The organism is Pantoea sp. X-Soil-ISGK-285 (genome assembly GCF_059730815.1).
On the sequence record NZ_AP035938.1, the window covers coordinates 1,048,040 to 1,071,425 of the forward strand.

Annotated in this window: 22 protein-coding genes and 1 other annotated feature; of the genes, 13 read left to right on the plus strand and 9 right to left on the minus strand. The window is 57.2% G+C overall.

All coding sequences use genetic code 11. From position 1 onward, the window contains the following. The first annotated feature begins 49 nt into the window (after positions 1 to 49). Positions 50 to 688: a multidrug efflux transporter transcriptional repressor AcrR gene (gene acrR, locus AC6I8B_RS04815; RefSeq protein WP_010255906.1), complete on the plus strand. Its 639-nt coding sequence runs from the start codon at positions 50 to 52 to the stop codon at positions 686 to 688. Here the strand turns inward: acrR and rsmS are convergent. The 3 genes from rsmS to priC are packed head-to-tail and all read right to left on the minus strand — an operon-like array spanning position 685 to position 1,670. Next, a complete protein-coding gene (gene rsmS, locus AC6I8B_RS04820) occupies positions 685 to 837 on the minus strand; it encodes a pleiotropic regulatory protein RsmS (RefSeq protein ID WP_010255907.1) in 153 nt (50 codons plus the stop codon). The two genes, acrR and rsmS, sit on opposite strands and share 4 nt — an antisense overlap. 8 nt (positions 838 to 845) lie before the next feature. Further along, entirely contained in the window at positions 846 to 1,091 is a 246-nt protein-coding gene (locus AC6I8B_RS04825) for a GlsB/YeaQ/YmgE family stress response membrane protein (protein WP_022626108.1), read from the minus strand. 57 nt (positions 1,092 to 1,148) lie between these two features. Continuing rightward, a complete protein-coding gene (gene priC, locus AC6I8B_RS04830; RefSeq protein WP_157351653.1) occupies positions 1,149 to 1,670 on the minus strand; it encodes a primosomal replication protein PriC in 522 nt (173 codons plus the stop codon). Positions 1,671 to 1,727: 57 nt separating this feature from the next. Between priC and AC6I8B_RS04835 the strand changes: the two genes are divergently transcribed. The 6 genes from AC6I8B_RS04835 to htpG all read left to right on the plus strand — a co-directional run bounded on the left by AC6I8B_RS04835 (position 1,728) and on the right by htpG (position 8,060). Continuing rightward, positions 1,728 to 2,117, plus strand: a complete 390-nt coding sequence (locus tag AC6I8B_RS04835; protein WP_157351655.1) for a DUF454 family protein — start codon at positions 1,728 to 1,730, stop codon at positions 2,115 to 2,117. Positions 2,118 to 2,261: 144 nt separating this feature from the next. Next, entirely contained in the window at positions 2,262 to 2,813 is a 552-nt protein-coding gene (gene apt / locus AC6I8B_RS04840) for an adenine phosphoribosyltransferase (protein WP_010671221.1), read from the plus strand. A 158-nt stretch (positions 2,814 to 2,971) separates the two neighbouring features. Continuing rightward, positions 2,972 to 5,095, plus strand: coding sequence for a DNA polymerase III subunit gamma/tau (gene dnaX, locus AC6I8B_RS04845; protein WP_154209630.1), 2,124 nt, complete (start codon positions 2,972 to 2,974; stop codon positions 5,093 to 5,095). Further along, positions 4,437 to 4,498: a sequence feature (DnaX frameshifting element), on the plus strand. (Overlaps the previous gene by 62 nt.) A 55-nt stretch (positions 5,096 to 5,150) precedes the next feature. Further along, positions 5,151 to 5,483 (plus strand): YbaB/EbfC family nucleoid-associated protein, encoded by a 333-nt coding sequence (locus AC6I8B_RS04850; protein ID WP_003850423.1) that lies wholly within the window; start codon positions 5,151 to 5,153, stop codon positions 5,481 to 5,483. Then, on the plus strand, positions 5,483 to 6,088 hold the full coding sequence (gene recR / locus AC6I8B_RS04855; protein ID WP_003850420.1) for a recombination mediator RecR: 606 nt from the start codon (positions 5,483 to 5,485) through the stop codon (positions 6,086 to 6,088). The genes AC6I8B_RS04850 and recR overlap by 1 nt, the downstream gene beginning before the upstream one ends. Before the next feature lie 97 nt (positions 6,089 to 6,185). After that, on the plus strand, positions 6,186 to 8,060 hold the full coding sequence (htpG, locus tag AC6I8B_RS04860) for a molecular chaperone HtpG (protein ID WP_029519428.1): 1,875 nt from the start codon (positions 6,186 to 6,188) through the stop codon (positions 8,058 to 8,060). Between the two features lie 358 nt (positions 8,061 to 8,418). Here htpG and AC6I8B_RS04865 read toward each other — a convergent pair whose 3' ends face one another. Continuing rightward, positions 8,419 to 9,288 (minus strand): LysR substrate-binding domain-containing protein, encoded by an 870-nt coding sequence (locus AC6I8B_RS04865; RefSeq protein WP_022626103.1) that lies wholly within the window; start codon positions 9,286 to 9,288, stop codon positions 8,419 to 8,421. 186 nt (positions 9,289 to 9,474) lie between these two features. On the opposite strand from AC6I8B_RS04865, the gene AC6I8B_RS04870 reads away from it, so the two are divergent. The 4 genes from AC6I8B_RS04870 to AC6I8B_RS04885 all read left to right on the plus strand — a co-directional run bounded on the left by AC6I8B_RS04870 (position 9,475) and on the right by AC6I8B_RS04885 (position 13,542). Then, positions 9,475 to 10,335 carry a DUF6024 family protein gene (locus tag AC6I8B_RS04870; protein ID WP_010255933.1) on the plus strand — a complete coding sequence of 287 codons (861 nt, stop codon included), beginning with the start codon at positions 9,475 to 9,477 and terminating at the stop codon, positions 10,333 to 10,335. A 129-nt stretch (positions 10,336 to 10,464) separates the two neighbouring features. Continuing rightward, on the plus strand, positions 10,465 to 11,109 hold the full coding sequence (adk, locus tag AC6I8B_RS04875; RefSeq protein ID WP_010671225.1) for an adenylate kinase: 645 nt from the start codon (positions 10,465 to 10,467) through the stop codon (positions 11,107 to 11,109). A 113-nt stretch (positions 11,110 to 11,222) separates the two neighbouring features. Then, positions 11,223 to 12,182, plus strand: coding sequence for a ferrochelatase (gene hemH, locus AC6I8B_RS04880; protein ID WP_033766646.1), 960 nt, complete (start codon positions 11,223 to 11,225; stop codon positions 12,180 to 12,182). Between the two features lie 58 nt (positions 12,183 to 12,240). Beyond that, positions 12,241 to 13,542: an inosine/guanosine kinase gene (locus AC6I8B_RS04885; RefSeq protein ID WP_010255936.1), complete on the plus strand. Its 1,302-nt coding sequence runs from the start codon at positions 12,241 to 12,243 to the stop codon at positions 13,540 to 13,542. Between the two features lie 387 nt (positions 13,543 to 13,929). On the opposite strand, the gene ybaL is transcribed toward AC6I8B_RS04885, so the two are convergent. Beyond that, positions 13,930 to 15,624, minus strand: a complete 1,695-nt coding sequence (gene ybaL / locus AC6I8B_RS04890; RefSeq protein ID WP_010259074.1) for a YbaL family putative K(+) efflux transporter — start codon at positions 15,622 to 15,624, stop codon at positions 13,930 to 13,932. Between the two features lie 530 nt (positions 15,625 to 16,154). Between ybaL and ushA the strand changes: the two genes are divergently transcribed. Further along, positions 16,155 to 17,921, plus strand: a complete 1,767-nt coding sequence (ushA, locus tag AC6I8B_RS04895; protein ID WP_307380726.1) for a bifunctional UDP-sugar hydrolase/5'-nucleotidase UshA — start codon at positions 16,155 to 16,157, stop codon at positions 17,919 to 17,921. Positions 17,922 to 17,955: 34 nt separating this feature from the next. Here ushA and AC6I8B_RS04900 read toward each other — a convergent pair whose 3' ends face one another. Next, on the minus strand, positions 17,956 to 18,387 hold the full coding sequence (locus AC6I8B_RS04900) for a multidrug/biocide efflux PACE transporter (protein WP_022626100.1): 432 nt from the start codon (positions 18,385 to 18,387) through the stop codon (positions 17,956 to 17,958). An 89-nt stretch (positions 18,388 to 18,476) separates the two neighbouring features. On the opposite strand from AC6I8B_RS04900, the gene AC6I8B_RS04905 reads away from it, so the two are divergent. After that, on the plus strand, positions 18,477 to 19,346 hold the full coding sequence (locus tag AC6I8B_RS04905) for a LysR family transcriptional regulator (protein ID WP_157351659.1): 870 nt from the start codon (positions 18,477 to 18,479) through the stop codon (positions 19,344 to 19,346). Here the strand turns inward: AC6I8B_RS04905 and ybaK are convergent. From ybaK to copA, 3 genes are all read right to left on the minus strand, one after another. Next, entirely contained in the window at positions 19,343 to 19,822 is a 480-nt protein-coding gene (gene ybaK, locus AC6I8B_RS04910) for a Cys-tRNA(Pro)/Cys-tRNA(Cys) deacylase YbaK (protein WP_157351661.1), read from the minus strand. The two genes, AC6I8B_RS04905 and ybaK, sit on opposite strands and share 4 nt — an antisense overlap. Positions 19,823 to 19,996: 174 nt before the next feature. Then, on the minus strand, positions 19,997 to 20,800 hold the full coding sequence (locus tag AC6I8B_RS04915) for a TraB/GumN family protein (RefSeq protein ID WP_157351663.1): 804 nt from the start codon (positions 20,798 to 20,800) through the stop codon (positions 19,997 to 19,999). A gap of 71 nt (positions 20,801 to 20,871) precedes the next feature. Further along, entirely contained in the window at positions 20,872 to 23,385 is a 2,514-nt protein-coding gene (copA, locus tag AC6I8B_RS04920) for a copper-exporting P-type ATPase CopA (RefSeq protein WP_497817594.1), read from the minus strand. Between the last annotated feature and the right edge of the window lies 1 nt (position 23,386).

Genomic DNA, 23,386 nt, shown 5'->3' on the forward strand with positions numbered 1-23,386 from the left:
TACATTCGCAAATGTATGTAAACTTACCTGTTTGTAAAAAAAGCCCCTTATGGCACGAAAAACCAAAGCGCAAGCACTTGAAACGCGACATCAAATTCTTGATGCCGCCATTGTTCTGTTTTCGCAGCAGGGCGTTTCAGCCACTTCTCTGGCGGATATTGCAACCGCTGCCAGCGTCACGCGAGGGGCCATCTACTGGCACTTCAAAAATAAAGCCGATGTATTACATGAAATATGGCTTCGTTGTGATGCTGGTCTGGACGATGTGGAACTTGAGTATCAGACAAAATACCCTGGCGATCCACTCTCTGTGTTGCGAGCGATGCTGGTCTATATCTTTGACGCGACAGCAAAGGATCCGCAGCGCCGCGCCTTGATGGAGATCATTTTCCACAAATGTGAATTTGTGGGCGAAATGTCGGCGCTGAAGAATATGCAGCAGAGCTTACTGCTGGAGTGCTACGACAAAATTGAAGATGTCCTGCGCCAGTGTATCGAAGCCGGACAACTTCCTGGCAGTCTCAGCACGCGTCAGGCCGCTCTTATCCTGCGCGGTTACGTCAACGGTATGATGGAAAGCTGGCTGTTTGCGCCGGACAGTTTTGATTTAGCCGGAGACGCGCCGACGCTGGTCAATGCCTTTATCGATATGCTGCGCCTCAGTCCGACGCTGACTGCCCACCACTAAGCCGATGGGCGATCACGCTTGTTTTCGAAATCGCGCTGCACCATGGCCAGCGCTGAGAGCACGGTTTCTACCGGCAGTTGATGCTCTTCCAGTAGCTGAATCAGATCAACTGCCAGTTTGACGTCGTCAGGGGCATTTTCCAGTGACATCTCTTCTCCTAAATACGTAGTCGGGCCGCGACCAGCAGCATCACTAATGCACCGAGAATCGCCATGCCCAGTGCGCCAATATGCAGCGTTGCCAGGGTGCCCAGTTCAAAATAGGTGGCGATATAGCCGCCAATCAGTGCACCGATCATCGACAGCGTCAGGGTAGCAACCAGGCCGCCCGGTGGTCCCGGCATCAGCAGACGCTTCAGCAACCCCAGCAGTAAACCGCTTAACAGCCACACAAGTAAAGCCATGGTTCTTCTCCGCGCCGAATCACACCCAGTATAGGAGCGCTTTTGTCACGCTGCGCTTTATTCGCTGCCGCGCAACGAAGAGGCCCATTCGACAGAGCGAATCGCCTGCCGACAGCGTGCCAGTCGCTGCTCTAACGTTTCCAGATCCTGTTTCAGCTGATGCTGTACCGCCAGCGTTTCGGCCAGCGCCAGTCTCTGCTCACGCTGATCGATCATTGCCAGCAAACGCCGTTCAAATTCACGGTACTCCTGATATTTTGCGGCGCGTGGGTTCCTGATGGGCTGTTCGCGTCGGGTACGCAGCTGTTGCGTACTCGCCTCACGTTGCAGGGCGGCAATCTGATCGACCAGGCGTTCAGCCAGCCACGCACTGCGGGCCAGATCGTGGCTGCTGTCGCACAGCCGGGCAAAACTCTGTTCCACTTCCAGCAGGTAATCAGCCAGCCGCGTGCCTTTGGTGCGAAACAGCTGAGTATCAAAACGTGGCAGACGGCAAACCCCATCTGAATGGCAGGCAAGCTCCTGCCGCAAGGCGATAAGGAGCTGTTGCAGGCGCTGTTGTATGGCGATCGCACTCATCGCGTGACGCTCAATTGTGCTAACGTACGCTGATGAGGAAAGAGTTGGGCGGCATTCATGCAACGCATTCTGTTATTAACCCTCGGCTGGCTGGCGATTGTGCTGGGGACGCTGGGCATTGTATTACCTTTATTACCTACCACACCATTCATGCTGCTGGCGGCCTGGTGTTTTGCCCGTTCATCGCCGCGTTTTCATCACTGGCTGCTGTGGAAATCGCCATTTGGCCGCTATCTGCGTCACTGGCAGCAGCATCGCGCGATGCCGCCAGGGACTAAAGTACGCGCTATCTGCCTGATAGTCGCAACCTTTAGTCTCTCACTCTTCCTGGTGCATCAGCTCTGGGTACGCATCATGCTGCTGATCATGCTGGCGGCGCTGCTGCTGTTTATGTGGCGTATTCCGGTGGTGGCAGAAGCAGCGGACGCACCGCCGCCGCCGCGATAAAGTTGCATTTAGCCGGTCATTTGCTTAGATTTGGGCGTCTTCGTGCGTGGCTTCCCTTTGTGAATTGACTTCCGCTGAGCCTGTTATCAGGTATTAGCGCTTTTGAAGCTGCGCGAAACAGAATTTTTTACCAGGCGTATCATTATGACCGACACTGCGCAGCAGCTTGAATTCATTAAAAACAGCATTAAAAGCATTCCCGATTATCCTAAGCCAGGCATCCTGTTCCGCGATGTCACCAGCCTGCTGGAAGATCCCAAAGCCTATGCCGCGTCGATTGCGCTGCTGGTTGAGCGTTACCGTAATAAAGGCATCACTAAGGTGGTGGGGACGGAAGCGCGTGGTTTCCTGTTTGGTGCACCGGTGGCGTTAGGCCTCGGCGTCGGTTTTGTTCCGGTGCGTAAGCCCGGCAAACTGCCCCGTGAAGTCTACAGCGAATCCTATGAGCTGGAGTACGGCACCGATAAGCTGGAATTGCACAAAGATGCCATCCAGCCAGGCGATCTGGTGCTGGTGGTTGACGACCTGCTGGCGACCGGCGGGACGATTGAAGCGACCGTTAAACTGATTCGTCGTGCAGGCGGTGAAGTTAAAGACGCGGCTTTCATTATTAATCTGTTCGATCTGACCGGAGAAACGCGTCTTAATGCCATGGGCGTTGAGAGCTACAGCCTGGTTAAATTCCCCGGCCACTAAGCCACTCTTTCGGCCTTGCCACCCGGCGAGGCCGTCACGCCTTCGGCGTCAAGATAACGAGTGCCAGCCAAAAGCGTAGCTGATAGACTACTGCAATCTTATACAGGGGTTGCAGAGCGTCTGCGCTCATCTTTCCATCCAACTTCGTCGAACTCCACATGAGCTATCAGGTACTTGCGCGAAAATGGCGTCCCCAGGCTTTTGCTGATGTTGTCGGTCAGGAACATGTTCTGACGGCGCTGGCGAATGGATTGTCTCTGGGACGCATCCATCATGCTTATCTCTTCTCCGGCACCCGCGGAGTAGGGAAAACCACTATTGCGCGTCTGCTGGCCAAAGGCCTTAACTGCGAAACCGGTATCACTGCCACCCCCTGTGGTCAGTGTGATAACTGCCGTGAAATTGAGCAGGGCCGCTTTGTCGATCTGATTGAGATTGACGCCGCATCGCGTACCAAAGTTGAAGATACCCGCGATCTGCTCGACAACGTGCAGTACGCCCCGGCGCGTGGCCGCTTCAAAGTCTATCTGATCGATGAAGTGCATATGCTGTCGCGTCACAGCTTCAATGCGCTGTTAAAGACGCTGGAAGAGCCCCCTTCACACGTTAAATTCCTGCTGGCGACCACCGATCCGCAGAAACTGCCGGTGACTATTCTCTCGCGCTGCCTGCAGTTCCACCTCAAAGCGCTGGATGTCGATCAAATCCGTCAGCAGCTTGAGCATGTTCTGAAGCAGGAACAGATTGAGAGTGAAACCCGGGCGCTGCAGCTGCTGGCGCGGGCTGCCGATGGCAGTATGCGTGATGCGCTGAGCCTTACCGACCAGGCCATTGCCATGGGGCAGGGCGCGGTGACCAGCAGTACGGTCAGCGTCATGCTCGGCACGCTGGACGATGAACAGCCGCTGGGGCTGCTGGAAGCGCTGGTCGACGGTGACGGTCAGCAGGTGATGAGCCTGTTGAGCCAGGCCGCGTCACGGGGTGTGGAATGGGAAGCGCTGCTGGTAGAAATGCTGCGCCTGCTGCACCAGATTGCGATGGTGCAATTGCTGCCGACCTCGCTTAATGACGATGATGAGAGTAACGCACTTCGCTTGCGTGAACTGGCGCGGGTTGTGCCGCCCGCCGATCTGCAACTCTATTATCAGACCCTGTTGATGGGCCGCAAGGATCTGCCTATTGCGCCCGATCGTCGCATGGGTGTGGAGATGACGCTGCTGCGTGCACTGGCGTTTCATCCTAAAGCTGCCGTAGCTGAACCCATTGCGCGTCCCGCATTAACTCAGCAGACGGCGCCTGTCGCCCCTGCGCAGACGTCACCGGCAGTATCCGGCCCATCGTCGTTAGCACGGCAACCGGCAGCACAGCCAGCCTCACCGTCACCTGCCGCTACGCCGCCGCCGCCGCACACCGCGTCGCCCGTCGCGCAGCAGACTCAACAGCAGATGCCGGAGCAGACTCAACAGCAGATGCCGGAGCAGACGCAGCAGCAGGTTGCCGCTCAGCCGCAGATGGCCGCGCCCGATGCTGCACCGCAGCATTCGCCGTCGCCTGACGTTGCACCTGACACCGCACTCTCCAGTTCCACCAGTCAGCTCCTGCAGGCGCGCACTCAGTTGTTGCGTCAGGGAGCGAACAAGCCAAAAAAGCGTGAGCCGGCAGCGCCAGGTGCGCGGCCGGCCAACTCCGCGCTGGAGCGGCTGGCCTCGGTCACCGAGCGCAGTCAGCAGCGTATCCGCGATCGCGAGCCTGCCGCCCCGGTAAAAGAGGAAGCGTACCGCTGGAAAGCGGTTAATCAGCCGGTGGAAGTGGCGGAGCCGGTGGCGACGCCAAAGGCCTTGCGTTCTGCGCTGGAGCATGAGAAAACCCCTGAGCTGGCGGCGCGTCTGGCCGAAGAAGCGCAGCAGCGCGATCCCTGGGCCGCAGAGATTGCGATCCTGCCGCTGCCGAAACTGGTGCAGCAGCTGGCGTTAAATGCCTGGAAAGAGACCACCGAAACTGGGGTCTGCCTGCATTTGCGTAGCAGCCAGCGTCACCTTAATTCACCGTCGGCGCAGCAGGTATTAAGCGATGCGCTGAGTCAGCATGCCGGGCAGAGAGTTGAACTCTCGGTAGTTGAAGACGATAATTCATCGGTGTTGACGCCACTTGAATGGCGTCAGGCCATTTACGAAGAGAAACTGGCGCAGGCGCGTCAGTCGATCACCTGTGATACCCACATCCAGACGCTGCAGCGCTTTTTTGATGCCGATCTGGATGAGGAGAGTATCCGACCTGTTTGAACACGCTGCTGCTATCTTAACGATAGCGTTGTAGCCTCAGCTGAGAGAGAAAACTATGTTTGGTGGTAAAGGCGGATTGGGCAACCTGATGAAACAGGCCCAGCAGATGCAGGACAAAATGGCCAAGGTTCAGGAAGAGATTGCCGCGATTGAAGTGACCGGTGAGTCTGGTGCTGGCCTGGTAAAAGTCACCATTAACGGCGCGCACAACTGCCGTCGCGTGGAAGTCGATCCCAGCCTGCTGGAAGATGACAAAGATATGCTGGAAGATCTGATTGCAGCCGCGTTCAACGATGCGGCACGTCGCATTGATGAAACCCAGAAAGAGAAGATGGCTTCTGTCTCTTCAGGCATGCAGCTGCCACCAGGCTTTAAGATGCCGTTCTGATGCAAACCAGTCCACTGCTTGAATCTTTGATGGAGTCGCTGCGCTGTCTGCCCGGCGTTGGGCCGAAGTCGGCACAGCGCATGGCGTTCCAGCTGCTGCAGCGCGATCGCAGCGGTGGCATGCGGCTGGCGCAGGCGCTGACCCGGGCGATGTCGGAGATCGGACACTGCGCCGATTGCCGGACATTCACCGAGCAGGAAATTTGCACCATCTGCGCCAATCCACGGCGTCAGCAGAATGGTCAAATCTGCGTGGTGGAAAGCCCGGCGGATATTCACGCCATTGAGCAAACCGGCCAGTTTGGCGGTCGCTACTTTGTGCTGATGGGCCATCTCTCGCCGCTCGACGGCATCGGTCCGGCTGATATTGGCCTGGATCGTCTGGAGCAGCGACTGGAGAGTGAAACCCTGCAGGAAGTGATCCTCGCCACCAACCCGACGGTGGAAGGCGAGGCGACCGCGAACTACATCGCAGAACTCTGTGGTCAGTATGGCGTCGACGCCAGCCGTATCGCGCACGGCGTGCCGGTGGGCGGTGAGCTGGAGATGGTTGATGGCACCACGCTGTCCCATTCACTGGCGGGCCGCCAGAAGTTTAAATTTTAATCACTTGCCGGTGTTGTGACAGACACCGGCTTGAAAATCTCCCTGTCACCCCCACATCAACCTCAACGTTTGTTCAACCTGTTTTGTTGAGGTAGCAATGACCATGAAAGGACAAGAGACCCGTGGCTTTCAGTCGGAAGTAAAACAACTTCTGCACCTGATGATCCATTCTCTCTATTCAAACAAAGAAATTTTCCTGCGTGAGCTGATCTCCAACGCCTCGGATGCGGCAGACAAACTGCGCTTCCGTGCCCTGTCAGATTCCAGCCTGTATGAAGGTGATGGCGAGCTGCACGTTCGTCTCTCTGTTGATAAGGACAACCGTACCATTACGCTCAGCGACAACGGTATCGGTATGCGTCGCGATGAGGTCATTGAGAACCTCGGGACTATCGCCAAATCAGGCACCAAATCCTTCCTTGAATCCCTGGGCTCCGATCAGGCGAAAGATAGCCAGCTGATTGGTCAGTTCGGTGTCGGTTTCTATTCTGCATTCATCGTGGCGGATAAAGTCACGGTGCGCACCCGTGCCGCGGGCGCGTCAGCCGAAGAAGGCGTGTTCTGGGAATCCGCAGGCGAGGGCGAATATACCCTGGCTGAAATTGAGAAAGCCGATCGCGGTACCGAGATCACCCTGCATCTGCGCGAAGGCGAGGATGAGTTCCTGGATGCATGGCGCGTGCGCAACATCATCAGCAAATATTCCGATCACATCGCACTGCCGGTTGAGATCGAAAGCAAAGATGAAGAAGGCGAAGGGACACACTGGGAGAAGATTAACAAAGCCCAGGCGCTGTGGACCCGCAACAAATCTGAGATCAGCGACGAAGAGTACAACGAGTTCTACAAGCATATCGCCCACGATTACAGCGATCCGGTCGCCTGGAGCCACAATCGGGTGGAAGGTAAGCAGGAATATACCAGCCTGCTCTACATTCCGGCGCGTGCGCCATTCGATATGTGGAACCGCGATCAGAAACATGGCCTGAAACTCTACGTACAGCGCGTCTTTATCATGGATGACGCTGAGCAGTTTATGCCGAACTATCTGCGCTTTGTGCGTGGCCTGATTGACTCCAACGATCTGCCGCTGAACGTCTCCCGTGAGATCCTGCAGGATAGCCGCGTGACCCAGAGTCTGCGCGCTGCGCTGACGAAGCGTACCCTGCAGATGCTGGAAAAACTGGCAAAAGATGACAACGAGAAATATCAGACCTTCTGGAATGAGTTCGGTCTGGTGCTGAAAGAGGGCCCGGCGGAAGATCACGCTAACCAGGAGACGATCGCTAAGCTACTGCGTTTCGCCACCACCCAGAGCGAAGGTTCGGCACAGACCATTTCGCTGGAAGATTACGTCAGCCGCATGGTGGAAGGTCAGGAGAAGATTTACTACATCACCGCTGACAGCTATGCCGCCGCGAAGAGCAGCCCGCATCTGGAACTGTTCCGCAAAAAAGGCATTGAGGTGCTGCTGCTCTCCGATCGCATCGACGAATGGATGATGAGCTACCTCACTGAGTTCGATGGTAAAACCTTCCAGTCAGTCAGCAAAGCGGATGAATCGCTGAGCAAGCTCGCGGATGAAGAGACCGAAGAGCAGAAAGAGGCGGAAAAAGCGCTGGAGCCTTTTGTTGAGCGGGTGAAAACTCTGCTGGGCGAACGTGTTAAAGAGGTGCGTCTGACGCATCGCCTGACCGATACTCCGGCGATTGTCACCACCGACGCCAACGAGATGACCACGCAGATGGCGAAGCTGTTTGCCGCGGCCGGACAGGAAGTGCCGGAAGTGAAGTACCTGTTCGAAATCAACCCGGATCATCCGCTGGTGAAACGTGTTGCGGATACGCAGGATGAAGCACGCTTCGGTGAGTGGATTGAGCTGCTGCTGGATCAGGCCTTGCTGGCCGAGCGCGGCACGCTGGACGATCCTAACCAGTTTATCCGCCGCATGAACCAGTTGCTGACCGCATAATGGTAACAGGCAGGTGGTTTTCACCGGCCTGAAGTTGCAGCTACGATGCTGGCTCAGGGAGCATACGCCCTCCGCAAAGACGCAAAAAGCCGCCATCCCTGGCGGGCTCAGCGCGGGCGATTACGCACCTCATCCCTGAGGTGCGCCCGTTGCCGGGCCAACGCTTTGCGTTGTTCAAAAACGCTCCCGGCGTTTTTGTCCATGGCCCGCGATGCTTTGCTCCAGGCGTATGCTCCCATCGCATTGACTCTGATGCCGTCTGTCTGAATCAGTCAGCGCTGATTGTGAGCGGGATTTCAGGGTTAAAAAGCAGTAAATTTGTCAGCTGTCTGAAGCCGGTGACCCTCACCGGCTTTTTTTATGGTTTTGCGGCATCCTGCAGCCAGTCGCGAAACAGGCTGATCTCCGTATCGTGCCGACGGCTCTGTTTTGTCATCATCCATGTGGCCCGCTCGACGCGTACAAAGCCAAGCGGCGCAAGCAGCGTGCCATCCTCCAGCTCTTTGCGTACCAGCAAACGCGGTGCCATCAGGACGCCAAGACCACTTCGTGCAGCCTGAATCCCCAGTGTCAGACTCTCAAAATGCTTTCCGCCGTTAAAGCGGCCGCTGACCCCTGCTTTGTCCGCCCACTCTGACCAGGCGTGCAGCCGGGTATCCGCATGCAGCAGGGGCATCGCGGCCAGATCCTCGCCGACCCGCAGTTGCGAAGCAAAGTGAGGTGCGCAGAGCGGTCCAATCTCATCCTCGCTGACCAGCGTGGCGTCTATGTCAGATTCAGGTGGCTCGCCGTGACTGAGGATCAGCACATCCACATGTTCGCTGCGCAGTTGCGAGATCTGCGTCAGCGGCTGGAAGTGAACTTCAATCTCCGGATAGCGTTGATAAAAGCTGGCGATACGGGGGATCAGCCATTGCGACAAAAAGCTGGGGGCGCAGGAGACCCGAATCTGCTGAAGCAGCCCGGTACGAATGCTTTCGCAGCTGCTGCGCAACTCACTGAACGCTTGCTGACAGCTCAGCAGCAGACGTTCACCGTGTGAGGTCAGTTTCACGCGGCCATGGCTGCGGACAAAAAGTGGTTTGCCCATCCAGCTCTCCAGCTGGCGAATCTGATGGCTGATGGCGCTGTGCGTAACATGCAGATGTTCAGCCGCCACGCTAAAACTGCTGTGTAAGGCTGCCTGGTGAAAATAGTGCAGCGCTCTCAGTGGCGGCAGTCCGTTCATCCTCTTCCCCTGTGCAAAAATCTAACAGGGATTGTCAATTTATATCATTTTAAAGTCCAGCCGCATTGACCTACTCTGTAGGGCAAATTCTGGCGGGTTGACTCAGCCTTATATCTGTGATTTTTCAGGGTATTCCGCCTCGCTTAACCAGCGTTCACGCCGCACACTCCCCGAAGCGAGACAACCATGGCACACCGCTCTTTATCCTCTGAAACTTCAGCAGAGGCGCGCCATCGGTTACGCCTGGCGCTCTCACGTTTTTACCGGCTGGAGCAGTTCGATCTCTTCTTCGCGCCCTCGCTGCATGTGGCGCAGGTCCTTCTTTCTCAGCTCTTTCTGCGGCAGGAGCAGGCGCGCAATCAGCACCGTTACGCCTCGCACTTTCCGGTAACCGAACTCAACATCCTGCCAGCAGTTCCGCTGATCGCGGGCAGCATCATGCTGGTACCGCATGTCGAATTGCCCAATGGCCGCGTGCGTCCGCTGCGGGATTGCCAGAACCAGGGTGTGACGGAGGCGAGCGAGAGTTTTGCCAGCGTGCTGCATCAGAAACTGATCGACGAAGCCCATCTGTTTGTCACCCGACTGGATCGCCACGCTGAGATCTGCAGCGATCTGGTGCTGGTGGCGTTGCGGACCCATGACTTCAGTACGCTGGTGCGCAGCGAACTGCGGCTTTTCGAACAGGGGCTGACCCTGACCGCCACGCATGAGGCACTGCGCCGCTTCGACGATCCGCACTGGCGGCCTTACAATGCCGCCACCGTCGATGCGCTCTCCCTGTCAGACCCGCTGCCGCTGAACTCCTGCCATCAGCCCGGTTTGCCGTTTGCCAGCTTTAATGTCCCGGCCTCCGTGATCACATCGCTTTCAGATGCGGAAGATGTGGTGAAATGGCCGCAGCAGGCGCGGCTGCTGCTGAATGCTAACGTGCGCGGCAGCGGCAAAAAAAGCGTGAATATGACCCATCATCTGAGCCGACGACTGCAATTCCTGCTCGGCTCAGGCGGTAAATCTGAAAAAGCGTCCGGCAGGCCAGGCGGGTAGGGGGCAGGGCCAAAAAGCAGCTCAGGTCGCCCTGCGCGATCCGCGCCCTTCCTTGTGATGAGCGGGTCATAATGGTATGTTCTTTCGCTTCTAAGATAGATCAATGCGATTCGCAAGGGGATTTACGCAATGCGTATTATTCTGCTCGGAGCTCCGGGCGCAGGTAAGGGGACTCAGGCCCAATTCATCATGGAGAAGTATGGCATTCCGCAAATCTCCACCGGCGACATGTTGCGTGCAGCAGTAAAAGCAGGCAGCGAGCTGGGCAACCAGGCGAAAGCCATTATGGATGCTGGCAAACTGGTGACCGATGAACTGGTGATTGCGCTGGTCAAAGAGCGTATCACCCAGGAAGACTGCAAAAACGGTTTCCTGCTGGACGGTTTCCCGCGCACCATTCCTCAGGCAGATGCAATGAAAGAGGCCGGGATCACCGTTGATCACGTGCTGGAGTTCGCCGTACCGGATGAACTGATCGTTGAGCGTATCGTGGGCCGTCGCGTTCACACGCCATCAGGCCGCGTTTATCACGTCACTTTTAATCCACCGAAAGTGGAAGGCAAAGATGATGTGACCGGCGAAGAGCTGACCATGCGTAAAGACGATCAGGAAGAGACCGTGCGTAAGCGCCTGGTGGAATATCATCAGATGACCGCGCCGCTGATTGCTTACTACAGCAAAGAGGCGGAAGCGGGCAACACTGCCTATCATAAAATCGACGGCACCCGTAAGGTGACCGAAGTCAGTGCCGAGCTGGCTAAGATCCTGGGCTAAGTTCACAGGGGCCGGTATTACTGGCCCCTTTTGCAGTAATCGCTTTTACCTCCCACTAATTCCGCTACAATTTCCCCGTTTTCACGCATCCCCGTTGTTATCAAGGAACTCAAATGAGGCAAGATAAGGCCGGCGTGTTATTGGTTAATTTAGGTACGCCAGACGCGCCCACCACACCTGCAGTTAAACGCTATCTGAAACAGTTTTTAAGCGATCCGCGCGTGGTCGATGCGCCGCGCTGGCTCTGGTGGCCGGTTCTCAATGCCGTTATTCTGCCGTTTCGCTCGCCGCGCGTCTCTAAGCTCTACTCATCGGTCTGGATGGAAGGCGGTTCACCGCTGCTGGTTTACAGCATGCGTCAGCGCGATGCGCTGGCGGCACGGGTCGATATGCCCGTCGAGGTGGGCATGAGCTACGGTAATCCCAGCCTGAAAAGCGCGGTTGATAAGCTAATGGCGCAGGGCGTGACCCGCCTGATTGTGCTGCCGCTCTATCCGCAATTCTCCTGCTCCACCGTGGCGGCAGTGTGGGATGGCCTGACCGAGGTATTCAAAGATTATCGCTCGCTGCCTGATGTGCAGTTTATCCGCGACTACGCCGAACATCCGGCCTATATCGCCGCGCTGAAAGCGACGGTGGAGCGATCCTTTGAGCGGCACGGTCAGCCCGATCTGCTGGTGTTATCCTTCCACGGCATTCCGCAACGTTTTGCTAACGAAGGCGATGACTACCCGCAGCGCTGTGCGGATACCACGGCGGCCCTGGTCAAAGCGCTGGGCCTGCGTGATGATCAGTATATGATGACCTTCCAGTCGCGTTTTGGTCGTGAGCCGTGGCTGATGCCCTACACCGATAAAACCATGGAAAGCCTGCCCGCTAAAGGGATCAAACATGTTCAGGTGATGAGCCCGGGCTTCTCGTCAGACTGCCTGGAGACGCTGGAAGAGATCAGTGGTGAAAACTGCGAAATCTTTATGCATGCCGGGGGTGAGAAGTTTGAGTATATCCCTGCGCTGAACGCCGATGAGGCGCATATCGACATGATGGTGCAACTGGTCGACGCACGCCGTTAAAGCGCAGGCGGAGAGTGTGATATCATTCTCCGCCTGTTTTTCCAGACGGCACCTCCCGATGAAATTTCCCGGCAAACGCAAATCCAAACACTACTTTCCTGTCAGCGCACGCGATCCCCTGTTACAGCCCGCCCAGCACGATGTTGATGCAGGCAGCTGGGTGGTGGGTATCGACCAGACGCTGGTGGATATCGAAGCCAAAGTCGATGACGCTTTTCTCGCACGTTATGGCCTGAGTGCCGGGCACTCGCTGGTTATCGATAATGCCGTCGCGGAAGCGTTGTACAACGAGCTGATGCAGGAAGCGCTGATCACCCACCAGTTTGCTGGTGGCACCATCGGTAACACGCTGCATAATTTCTCGGTGCTGGCCGATGACCGCTCCGTGCTGCTGGGCGTCATGTGCAATAACATCCAGATTGGCGGCTACGCCTATCGCTATCTCTGTAACACCTCAAGCCGGGTCGATCTTAACTATCTGCAGGGCGTGGATGGCGCCATTGGACGCTGCTTTACGCTGATTGGCGAACATGGCGAGCGAACCTTTGCTATCAGCCCCGGCCAGATGAACCAGCTGCATCCGGATAACGTACCGGAAGAGGTGATCGCCGGAGCCTCTGCGCTGGTACTGACCTCCTATCTGGTGCGCTGTGCCGAAGGTGAACCGATGCCACAGGCAACATTGCGGGCGATTGAGTATGCCAAACGCCACAACGTGCCGGTGGTGCTGACGCTGGGCACCAAACATGTGATTGGCGACAATCCTCAGTTCTGGCGCGATTTCCTGCGCGAGCATGTCAGCATCGTGGCGATGAATGAAGAGGAAGCGCTGGCGCTGACCGGCGAAAGCGATCCGCTGCTCGCCGCCAATATGGCGCTGGACTGGGTCGATCTGGTGCTGTGTACTGCTGGCCCGATTGGGCTCTATATGGCGGGTTACACCGAAGAAGAGTTCAAACGCAAAACCAACCATCCACTGCTGCCTGGCGCGATTGCTGAATTCAACCAGTATGAGTTCAGCCGGGTGATGCGCCAGCAGGATTGCCAGCAGCCGCTGCGCATTTTCTCGCACATCGCGCCTTATATGGGCGGACCGGAAAAGATCATGAACACCAACGGCGCCGGAGATGGTGCGCTGGCGGCGTTACTGCATGACATCACCGCCAACAACTATCACAGCCTGAATGTGCCGAACTCCAGCAAACATGCGCGTCCTTACCTGACCTACTCATCGCTGGCGCAGGTATGTAAATATGCCAACCGCGTCAGCTACCAGGTGCTGAATCAGCATTCGCCGCGTCTGACCCGCGGTCTGCCGGAGCGGGAAGACAGTCTGGAAGAGTCTTACTGGGATCGGTAAAGCTGGCAGCTGCCGCGCATAAAAAAGCCCTTCTGAAGAGAAGGGCCTTAGAAGACTGGCAACGTCTGGCTCGGTTAGCGATGAGATCGAGCCTGTTAAGGGAACACGGTCAGATCGGAAAATTGCTAAGCCATCCGTAGCCGGGCGAACTCTTCGCGTTGTTCAAAAACGCTCCCGGCGTTTTTAGTACGCACCTCATCCCTGAGGTGCGCCCGTAGCCGGGCCAACGCTTCGCGTTGTTCAAAAACGCTCCCGGCGTTTTTGTCCCGGTCGACGGGACGCTTTGCTCTTCTGTCCGTGTTCCCTGCGTGTTGAGTTTATTCGTTGCGGTAAAATTTACCCTGGTTTTGATATATCAGAAGCCTGCCAGGCTTTGCTTAACACGAATCAGCGCACGACATCGCAGGGCTGTAAATCTTCGCCCTGGGTCATCTCATCCTGCAGGATTTGCAGCATACTGCTGGCGATCTCACGTTCGCCCATCACCACACGGGTGGCACCCCGTTCCATGATGTACTCGACTTCATCGTCATAGTGGGCGCGGGCGATAATCTCGATATTCTGATGTTTTTCACGCGCGGCGGTGACCACTTCACCCGCTTCATAGCCATTCGGAATAGTCAGTAACAGCCAGCGGGCGCAGTCGAGTCGGGCCAGTTCCATGGTGTCAGCGCGGGCAGCATTACCCAGCACCGCCTTGATGCCGCGCTCGCGCAGCGCTTCAACACGCGCGCGGGAGTTTTCAACCACCACCAGCGGAACATTGGCCTCAAGCAGCTTCTGACCAATCAGACTGCCCACCCGGCCGTAACCTACAATTACCGCGTGATTGCAGAAATCCACCGGGATCTGCTTCTCTTCTTCAATCGCCTCTTCCAGCGTCTGCTCTTCCATCGTCTCCGTTTTCGCCAGGAAACGCTCCAGCAGGGTAAACAGGATCGGATTAAGCATAATCGACAGGATGGCGGCGGCCAGCACCAGGTTGCGGCCCTCGTCAGTCAGCAGGCCCAGCGAGATACCCAGACCGGCCAGAATAAAGGCGAATTCACCAATCTGCGCCAGACTGACCGAAATGGTCAACGCCGTACGACGTGAATGGCCGAGCAGCGACACCAGCAGCCAGGCGGCGACCGATTTACCCACCACAATAATCACCAGCGCGCCCAGCACTGCCAGCGGCTGCGTCACCAGAATCGACGGGTCAAACAGCATGCCGACCGAGACAAAGAACAGCACGGCAAAGGCATCACGCAGCGGCAGCGTATCGCGCGCGGCGCGGTGGCTCAGTTCCGATTCGTTCAGCACCATACCGGCAAAGAAAGCGCCCAGCGCAAACGAAACATCAAAGAATTCAACAGCACCAAAGGCGATGCCCAGCGCCAGCGCTAATACCGCCAGAGTAAACAGCTCACGCGAGCCGGTGGCGGCGCTGCGGGCGAGGATCCAGGGGACGGCACGCCGTCCCACCACCATCATCAGCACCATAAAGGCGGCGACTTTGCCGATGGTCCACAGCAGGTCCCAGGCCAGCAGTCCGGCGCTGGCATTGCCCTGTTCCATCATGCCGGCAATCGCAGGCAGCAGCACCAGTGTCAGCACCATCACCAGATCTTCAACAATCAGCCAGCCAATCGCAATCTGCCCGCGCTGGCTATCGATCAGTTGCCGCTCTTCAAGCGCGCGCAGTAACACCACGGTACTGGCGGTAGAGAGGCAGAGACCAAACACCAGGCCGGTCATCCACGACCATCCCAGCGTCCACGATAAGCCCATTCCCAGTAACGTCGCGACCGCGATCTGTGCGATGGCACCGGGAATGGCTATCGACTTTACCGACATGAGATCTTTCATTGAGAAGTGCAGGCCGACACCAAACATCAGCAGGATAACGCCGAGTTCTGCCAGTTCAGGAGCCAGATTGGTATCGGCAACAAAGCCGGGGGTAAAAGGGCCAGCCAGCACGCCTGCCATCAGGTAGCCAACCAGGGGCGAAATACGCAGGCGGTTTGCCAGCATCCCAAGGAGAAATGCCAGAACCAGTGCTCCGACAATGGTAGTGATCAACGGTGTGGTGTGATGCATGCCTGTCTCCTTGTATACAAATGTATCCGCTTGTAACAAATGAGTTTAAAACAAAATCTATTCTTTCGCTGAGCAATTTGCGGGAATACCCTAAAAAAGCAGGAAAAAAAGTCAAATGCACAATCGAAAGGGTGTTTTTGTTCATTATCCATAATATTGACTGATTTGACGGTTTAAAGCGGTCCGGGTAAATAAAAATTAGCATCCCTAAATGCCGTGGGTATGACACAAATAAGGGTTAAATGCGCGCACAGACAGGGTAAAGCCCGTCAGCGGCACTTTTGCAGGGGTAAACAACTGGTTAACATCAGGCCTGGCTACCCGTTCTGGCTTATCCGGAAGAAACCAGCCTGACGCTGGCACGGCCTTACGGCTATTGTCATGCTCAGCAAAAGCGGTCCGGAGATAAAAAGAGCGGCATACAGAGACAGGCGAATGTGCGTTGGCCTTGAGTTCGCCGGGGGAATGTGCGACACAGTGGGGCAAACCGGCAGAAAATCGGGCCAGACGGCAAATTAAGGAGAATCACAGTGTTGTTATCTAAATGGACAGGGGCGGGCGTGGCACTACTGGTGGCCCTGATGCCGCTGTTTTCACAGGCCGCCCAGGCCGATCGCACCTATCGTTTCAGCCTGCTGCACACCAACGATGAGCATGGTCATTTCTGGTTTACTGAGCAGGGTGAATATGGTCTGGCGGCGCAGAAAACCTTAATGGATACGATGCGCTACGATGTGCAGTCCAGAGGCGGCGGCGCATTGATTCTCTCTGCCGGTGATGTGAACACGGGCGTACCGGAGTCCGATGAGCTGGACGCTGAACCCGATTTTCGCGCGATGAACCTGATTGGCTATGATGCCATGGCGCTGGGCAACCATGAGTTCGACAAGCCCATCGCGGTCCTGCGCAAGCAGGAGAAGTGGGCACGATTCCCGCTGCTCGCCGCTAACGTTTATCAGAAAAGTACCGGTCAGCGCCTGTTTAAGCCCTGGGCGGTATTCAACCGTCTCGGGCTGAAAATTGCGGTGGTCGGGCTGATCACCCCGGACACGGCGAAACTGGCTAATCCGGCGGGTCTGACAGATACCGAATTCCGCGATCCGATTGCGGAGGCGGAGAAGGCGGTTGCCGAACTGCGCGCCACAGAGAAGCCGGACGTGATTGTCGCGCTGACCCACCTTGGTCATTATGACGACGGTAAGCATGGCAGCAATGGCATTGATGACGTCACCCTGGCGCGCAGCCTGCCTGCCGGCACCATCGATCTGATTGTGGGTGGTCATTCGCATGATGCGGTCTGCATGGAAAAAGAGAACGTCAGCGTCAAAAATTATCAGCCGGGCCAGCCCTGCAAACCCGATCAGCAGAACGGGATCTGGATTATGCAGGCGGATAAATGGGGCAAATATGTCGGACGTGGTGACTTCACCTTCCGTAATGGGCAGGTGACGCTGGAGGCTTATCAGCTGGTGCCGGTCAACCTTAAACATCAGATAAAGAACGCGGATGGCAGCGAAACCTGGCTCACCTGGCAGGAAGAGATCCCGAAAAACACCGCCATGATGAAACTGCTGATGCCATTCCAGAAACGGGCTGAGGCGAAGTTAACCGTGAATGTCGGCAGCGCCGACGGCAGCTTCAGCGGTGAAAAAGAGCAGGTTCGCTTTGAGCAGACGAATCTCGGCCAGCTGATTCTGCGCGCCCAGATGGCGCACACCAAAGCCGATTTTGCGGTGATGAGCGGCGGTGGTATTCGCACCTCGCTGAAATCGGGCAAGCTGAGCTGGCGTGACCTGCTGCAGGTCCAGCCGTTTGGCAATCAGGTGGTCTCGGTCAGCCTGACCGGGGCGGAGATCAAAAAATATCTGGATGTGGTCGCCAATATTCAGCCTGACTCAGGTGGCTACGCCCAGTTTGCCGGTATCAGCCTGACCGCAGACGGTAAACATGTCAGCGACGTCAGTATTAACGGTAAACCGCTGCAGGATGCACAGCATTATCGCATGGCAACCAACAGCTTCAATGCGGCTGGCGGCGACGGTTATCCGCGTCTGGATAATCATGCGGGTTATCTCAACAGCGGGGCAGTCGATGCGCAGGTGTTGCGTGACTGGATCAAGACGCACTCGCCGGTCAAAGCCAGCGACTATCAGCCGAAAGGGCAGATTGTGCATCTGACCGATGAGCAGATCCGGGCGCGGGATGAAGCTGCGGAAAAAGCGCGGAAGCGTAACTATCCCAAAATGATCCTGGCGTGGATCTGGCCGTGGGGGAACGAAACAGCCGCCACGCATTGAACTGACCGGGAGGCGCTTGCGCCTCCCGTTTTTCTTACGCCCGGCAGGGGTGACGTCTGATCCAGCGCTCGCGCAGTTTGTCCCACACCCAGTTGTAGGCCATGGTGTAGGGCAGGAAGAAGAGGAAAAAAGCCACTTCGACCAGGAAAGCCTGACCCAGAGAGATATCCAGCATCCAGGCGGCAATGGGCAGACCAATCAGGATAAATCCACCTTCAAACCCCAGCGCATGTAATACACGCACGCCCGGGCCACGTTTCTGGCCTGGCGCATAGAGGCGATCAAATCCGCTGTTGTAAATCATGTTCCATAGCATCGCGACCGTAGAGAGCATAATCGCCAGCGATCCCATCTGAAACAGCGGTTTATTCATTGCCCATGCCGCCAGCGGCGAAACGGTGAGAATCGCCAGTGTTTCAAAGCAGACAGCATGAAGAATACGTTCTTTAAGTGAGCGGGTACGCATTGTGAGTTCTCCTTCAATAATGCGGCGCATTTTCACACGTCGGAATGCTAAGATAAAATGAACACCTATCGAAAAAAGCGATGGTTCAGATGCGTTACTCCCCGGAATCCCTTGAGGCTTTTATGCAGACTGTCGCGAGCGGTTCTTTCTCTGCCGCTGCGCGCGCGCTGGGTAAAAGTCAGTCCACCATCAGCGCGGCGGTAGCCAGTCTTGAAGACGACCTTGGCTTTGCGCTGTTTGAACGGGCAGGGCGTCAGCCGGTCCTCACCGAGCAGGGACGCCGCGTTATTCCTCAGGTTCAGCAGATCCTGGCGGCCAGCGAGCGGCTGGATGCGCTGGCGATACGGCTTTCGCAGGGCGTTGAACCCCGGCTCAGTTTTGCCATGTCAGACTTCTGGCAAACGGATCATCACGAGCATCTGCTCAGGCAATTTGATGCCCGTTATCCGGAGATTGAACTGGAGGTCATGATTGCCGAGGATGGTGATGTGCTGGATCTGCTGCAGGCCGGGCGGGTACATCTGGGCGTGGTGCGGGCACAGCCCAATCTGCCGGTGGATATCGCCGTGGCGCGACTGCAGGTTGAAGCACAGATGGCGGTCTTTTTACATCGCGATCATCCGCTGGCCCAGCTTAAGACCCTGAGCGAAAGCGAGCTGGAAGGGGTTCGTCACCTGCGATTAAATACCTGGGTTGAGGCATCTGAACCCGCGCCAATGGGGCGCATCTGGTCGGCACCGACCTATCTGTTACTGCTGGAGATGGCGGAGCAGGGATTTGGCTGGACGGTTCTGCCGCGCTGGCTGGTGAAACAGTTTGGTCATGGCGTTCTGAAAGAGTTGTCGATGCCGGGCTGGCCGCAGCATATCGCCATTGAGGTGGTCTGGTCACGCCGTACGCCACCCGGTCCGGCGGGTCGCTGGATGATCGATCAGCTCTGCGCCCAGCCACGGGTTTAGTCGTGGCGGGCGATATCCGCAAACGGAGCGTCCAGCAGTCGTGAAAGATCCTGGGGAGCCAGTTCGATATCCAGTCCACGCTTGCCGCCTGAGATAAACATGGCGTCAAACGCGCTGGCTGAGTGGTCGATCACCGTAGGCAGCCGTTTTTTCTGGCCCAGCGGACTGATGCCGCCCACCAGATAGCCAGTGACCCGCTGGGCCAGCTGTGGGTCGGCCATATCCGCTTTCTTCGCGCCCAGCGCTTTTGCCACCTTCTTGAGATCCAGTTGCGTCGATACCGGCGTAATCGCCACTGCCAGCTGTTTCGCCTCGCCATTCAGCGCCACCAGCAGCGTCTTATAGACATGGCGCGCATCCAGATTGAGTTTACGTACCGCTTCGTCACCAAAATGGGTTTCGCTGCTGTCATGCTCATAGGGATGCAGGGTGAAGCTGACTTTTTGTTTTTCCAGCAATTTTACGGCGGGCGTCATACAGGTTCCTTACTAAGAAAAATCTTATTACGCAGAATCGTGGAAAAAGGTGGCGAAACTTTGTTCTTTGAGTGAAAATTAGCCGCGCGCCAGCAATCTGAATGCTGAGCGATAACCAAAATCATAAACAAATTCCTCTTTGACGGGCCGATAATATTATCGGCTCTCTTTTTTTCAGGGCTTCTTCAGCATCTCAGGCAGGTTATCTTCGCCGTAGAGATGCAGAGCACCGACCGCTACCACATAGTTTCCCGCTGATAATCCCTGAAGCCGGTCACACCACTGCGCATTTCGCTGACCGATCAACGTATCATTCAGCGCCTGGCTGAAGGTGGCGGGCAGGGTGATTTCCGGCTGGCGTGGCGGCGTATCGAGCCACCAGCTCACCATCATCTGCAGCAGGCGCGCATTGGTGTGCCAGTGCAGCAGCGTATCCTGCAACAACGCCATGCCGTCATCCGGCAGCGCAGTCAGCAGGGCGATCTGCGCCTCTGCGCCTTCCAGTTCAATCACCGGTTTGTTCAGACCTTTCGCGGCCTGCAACAGCTGATAATCGATGCCGTAGTCAGGTCGCAATCCCAGCCTTTGTGCCTGCTGCGCCTGTAACATCAGCGCCACCTGCCAGGCGGGCAGATTATCAAACAGGCTCAGATTGAGGCTCATCTCCTGACAGAGTGCGTTGAGCGTTTGCATCGCGTGACTATCCAGCCGGGTGGAAAGCTCAGGACGATCGCCGTGGTGATCAAAGGGTGAACCACCCTGCGTAATATCCGCTTCCACAATCAGTGCATCCGCCTGCTGCAACTGACGCAGTAGACGGGCGGGCAACGGCTGCATGTCGCGCGTCCCCATGTGGATGCTGCCGACCAGATGCAGCTGACGATCGCCAAGCCGGACATCCATCGCAGGCCAGCGGTAACTGGCGGGAAAAAGTTGGCTGATAAAGCCGCGCAGTGAGCGCCAGATGTTGCCTGTCATTCCCGGTCCTTTGCGATTCAAAACCCCATGCTAGCGACTTCAGCGCGTGAAAAACAGCGCTGAAACGGCGATCACTCGCGCGGTGGCCGGTAACGCAGCAGGCGGTTAGCATTGCTGACCACGGTAATGGAGGAGAGCGCCATCGCTGCACCCGCCACAATCGGGCTGAGCAGGGTACCGGTCAGCGGATAGAGCACACCCGCTGCCACCGGAATGCCGATGCTGTTATAGATAAATGCCCCAAACAGGTTCTGCCGGATATTGCGCAGGGTCGCGGAAGAGAGCGCTAACGCGTCTGCCACGCTGTTCAGGTCGGCACGCATCAACGTGATGCCCGCGGTTTCCACCGCCACATCGCTGCCGCCACCCATGGCAATGCCCACATCGGCCTGCGCCAGTGCGGGCGCGTCATTGATGCCATCACCCACCATCGCGACGCGACGGCCCTGCTGCTGTAATTGTTCAATTGCAGCCGCTTTGCCTTCCGGCATCACGCCCGCAATTACTTCATCAATACCGACCTCGGCAGCAATGGCGCGCGCGGTATTTTCATGATCGCCAGTCAGCATAATCAGGCGATAACCCTGCTGATGCAGTCGCTTCAGAGCTGCGCCGCTTTCCGGTCGAAGCTGATCGCGCAGCGCGATAAGCCCGGTTAGCTGGCCCTGCTCAGCCAGTAACACCGGCGTTGCACCCTGTTGCGTCAGCCGCGCAATCTCTGCTTCCGCCGCCTGGTAATCGACGCCGTTATCCTGCATTAGCGCGGCATTACCCAGCAGCAGCGTTCTGCCATCCAGACTACCGCTGACCCCTTTGCCGCGTATTGTACGAAATTGCGCTAACAGAGGCGGCTGGGTCAGTTTCGCTTCGGCGACAATCGCTTTCGCCAGCGGATGGCCCGAGGCGAACTCCAGCGCAGCCGCGGTCGCTAATACTGATTCACGGGTGGCATCACCCCAGACCTGCACGTCACTGACCTGCGGCTTGCCGGCAGTGAGTGTGCCGGTTTTATCAAACACCAGGGTGTCGATTTGGCTGGCGCGCTGCAAGGCATCGGCGTCGCGCACCAGCACCCCCAGTTCGGCGGCGCGGCCAACACCGGCAATAATCGACATCGGCGTCGCCAGGCCCAGCGCACAAGGACAGGCGATAATCAGCACGGTTGTCGCGATCACCAGCATATAGGCAATTTGTGGCTGCGGTCCGAACAGATACCATACTGCGCCGCTGAGCAGTGCGATCAACACCACCACCGGGACAAAAACGGCGGAGATGCGATCCGCCAGACGGCCCACATCCGGTTTACTGCTCTGCGCCTGACGCACCAGCCGGATAATGCGCGACAGGGTGGTGTGATTACCCGTCGCCCGGGCGATAAATTCTACCGAGCCATCCTGCACCAGGGTGCCGGCAAAGATGGCTGCGCCCGGGGTCTTGCTTTGCGGCACCGCTTCGCCGGTCAGCATCGCTTCATCAAACCAGGCTTCACCGGTAGCGATTTCGCCATCGACCGGCACCCGATCGCCGGTGACCAGGCGCAGCGTCATGCCGGGCTGCACTTCGCTGACCGGAATCAGCCTGTCGCCCTGTTGATCAACCTGCCGCGCCTGTGCTGGCGTCAGATCCAGCAATCTTTCCAGCGCTTTAGAAGATCGCTGGCGCGCCCGCTGCTCCAGGGCATGCCCCAGATTGATCAGGCCCAGGATCATGACGCTGGCTTCGAAATAGAGATGGCGCGCCTGTGGCGGGAAAAAGTCGGGCCACAGCACCACGCTAAAGGAGTAAATCCAGGCGGCGCCTGTGCCGAGTGCCACCAGCGTATCCATGGTGGCGCTGCCATTGCGTAAACTGCGCCAGGCACTGCGATAAAAATGGCTGCCGGTGACGATCATGATCAGCAGAGTCACGATGCCCAGCGTCAGCCAGACGCGGTGGTTGTGGTCGGTGAGCATCATGTTGTCGCCCACCATGCCCCAGATCATCAGCGGCAGGCCAAACGCTAAGGCGACTGCAGCCTGCCAGCTGAAACGCCGCATCGCGCTGCGGGCGCTGAGCTGCTGCTTCTCCCGTCGCTCCTGCTCGTCATCCACTACCTGCGCGCCATAACCCGCGGCATCGACGGCCGCTACCAGCTGCTGCGGATCAGCGTCGCCCAGCACCAGCGCACTGCGTTCGCTGAGATTGACGCGCGCCTGGCTGACGCCTGCGACCTGCTGCAGTGCTTTTTCCACCCGGCTCACGCAGCTGGCGCAGGTCATGCCCTCAATCAGCAGCATATGGGTGGGGAGGGTTGTTTCTGCCGGACGGGAAGCAGTCTCCGTTGTCAGCGCCTCCGGCGGCGGCTCTGATGCTGTCAACGGTTCAGACTTTGGGGAAGCGTCCGCGGTTTTCAGCGTCGCGTGATAACCCGCCTGCTCCACGGTGGCGATCAGCGCGGCCGCATCTGCGTGACCGGAAACCTGCGCTTCCTGTTGGGTCACGTCGGCCTGGTCAACATCATCGCGTTGTTCCAGTGCCTCTTTGACACGTTTGACACAGTGGCCGCAGGACAAGCCGTCCAGTGCCAGAGAAATAGTGTGTGACATA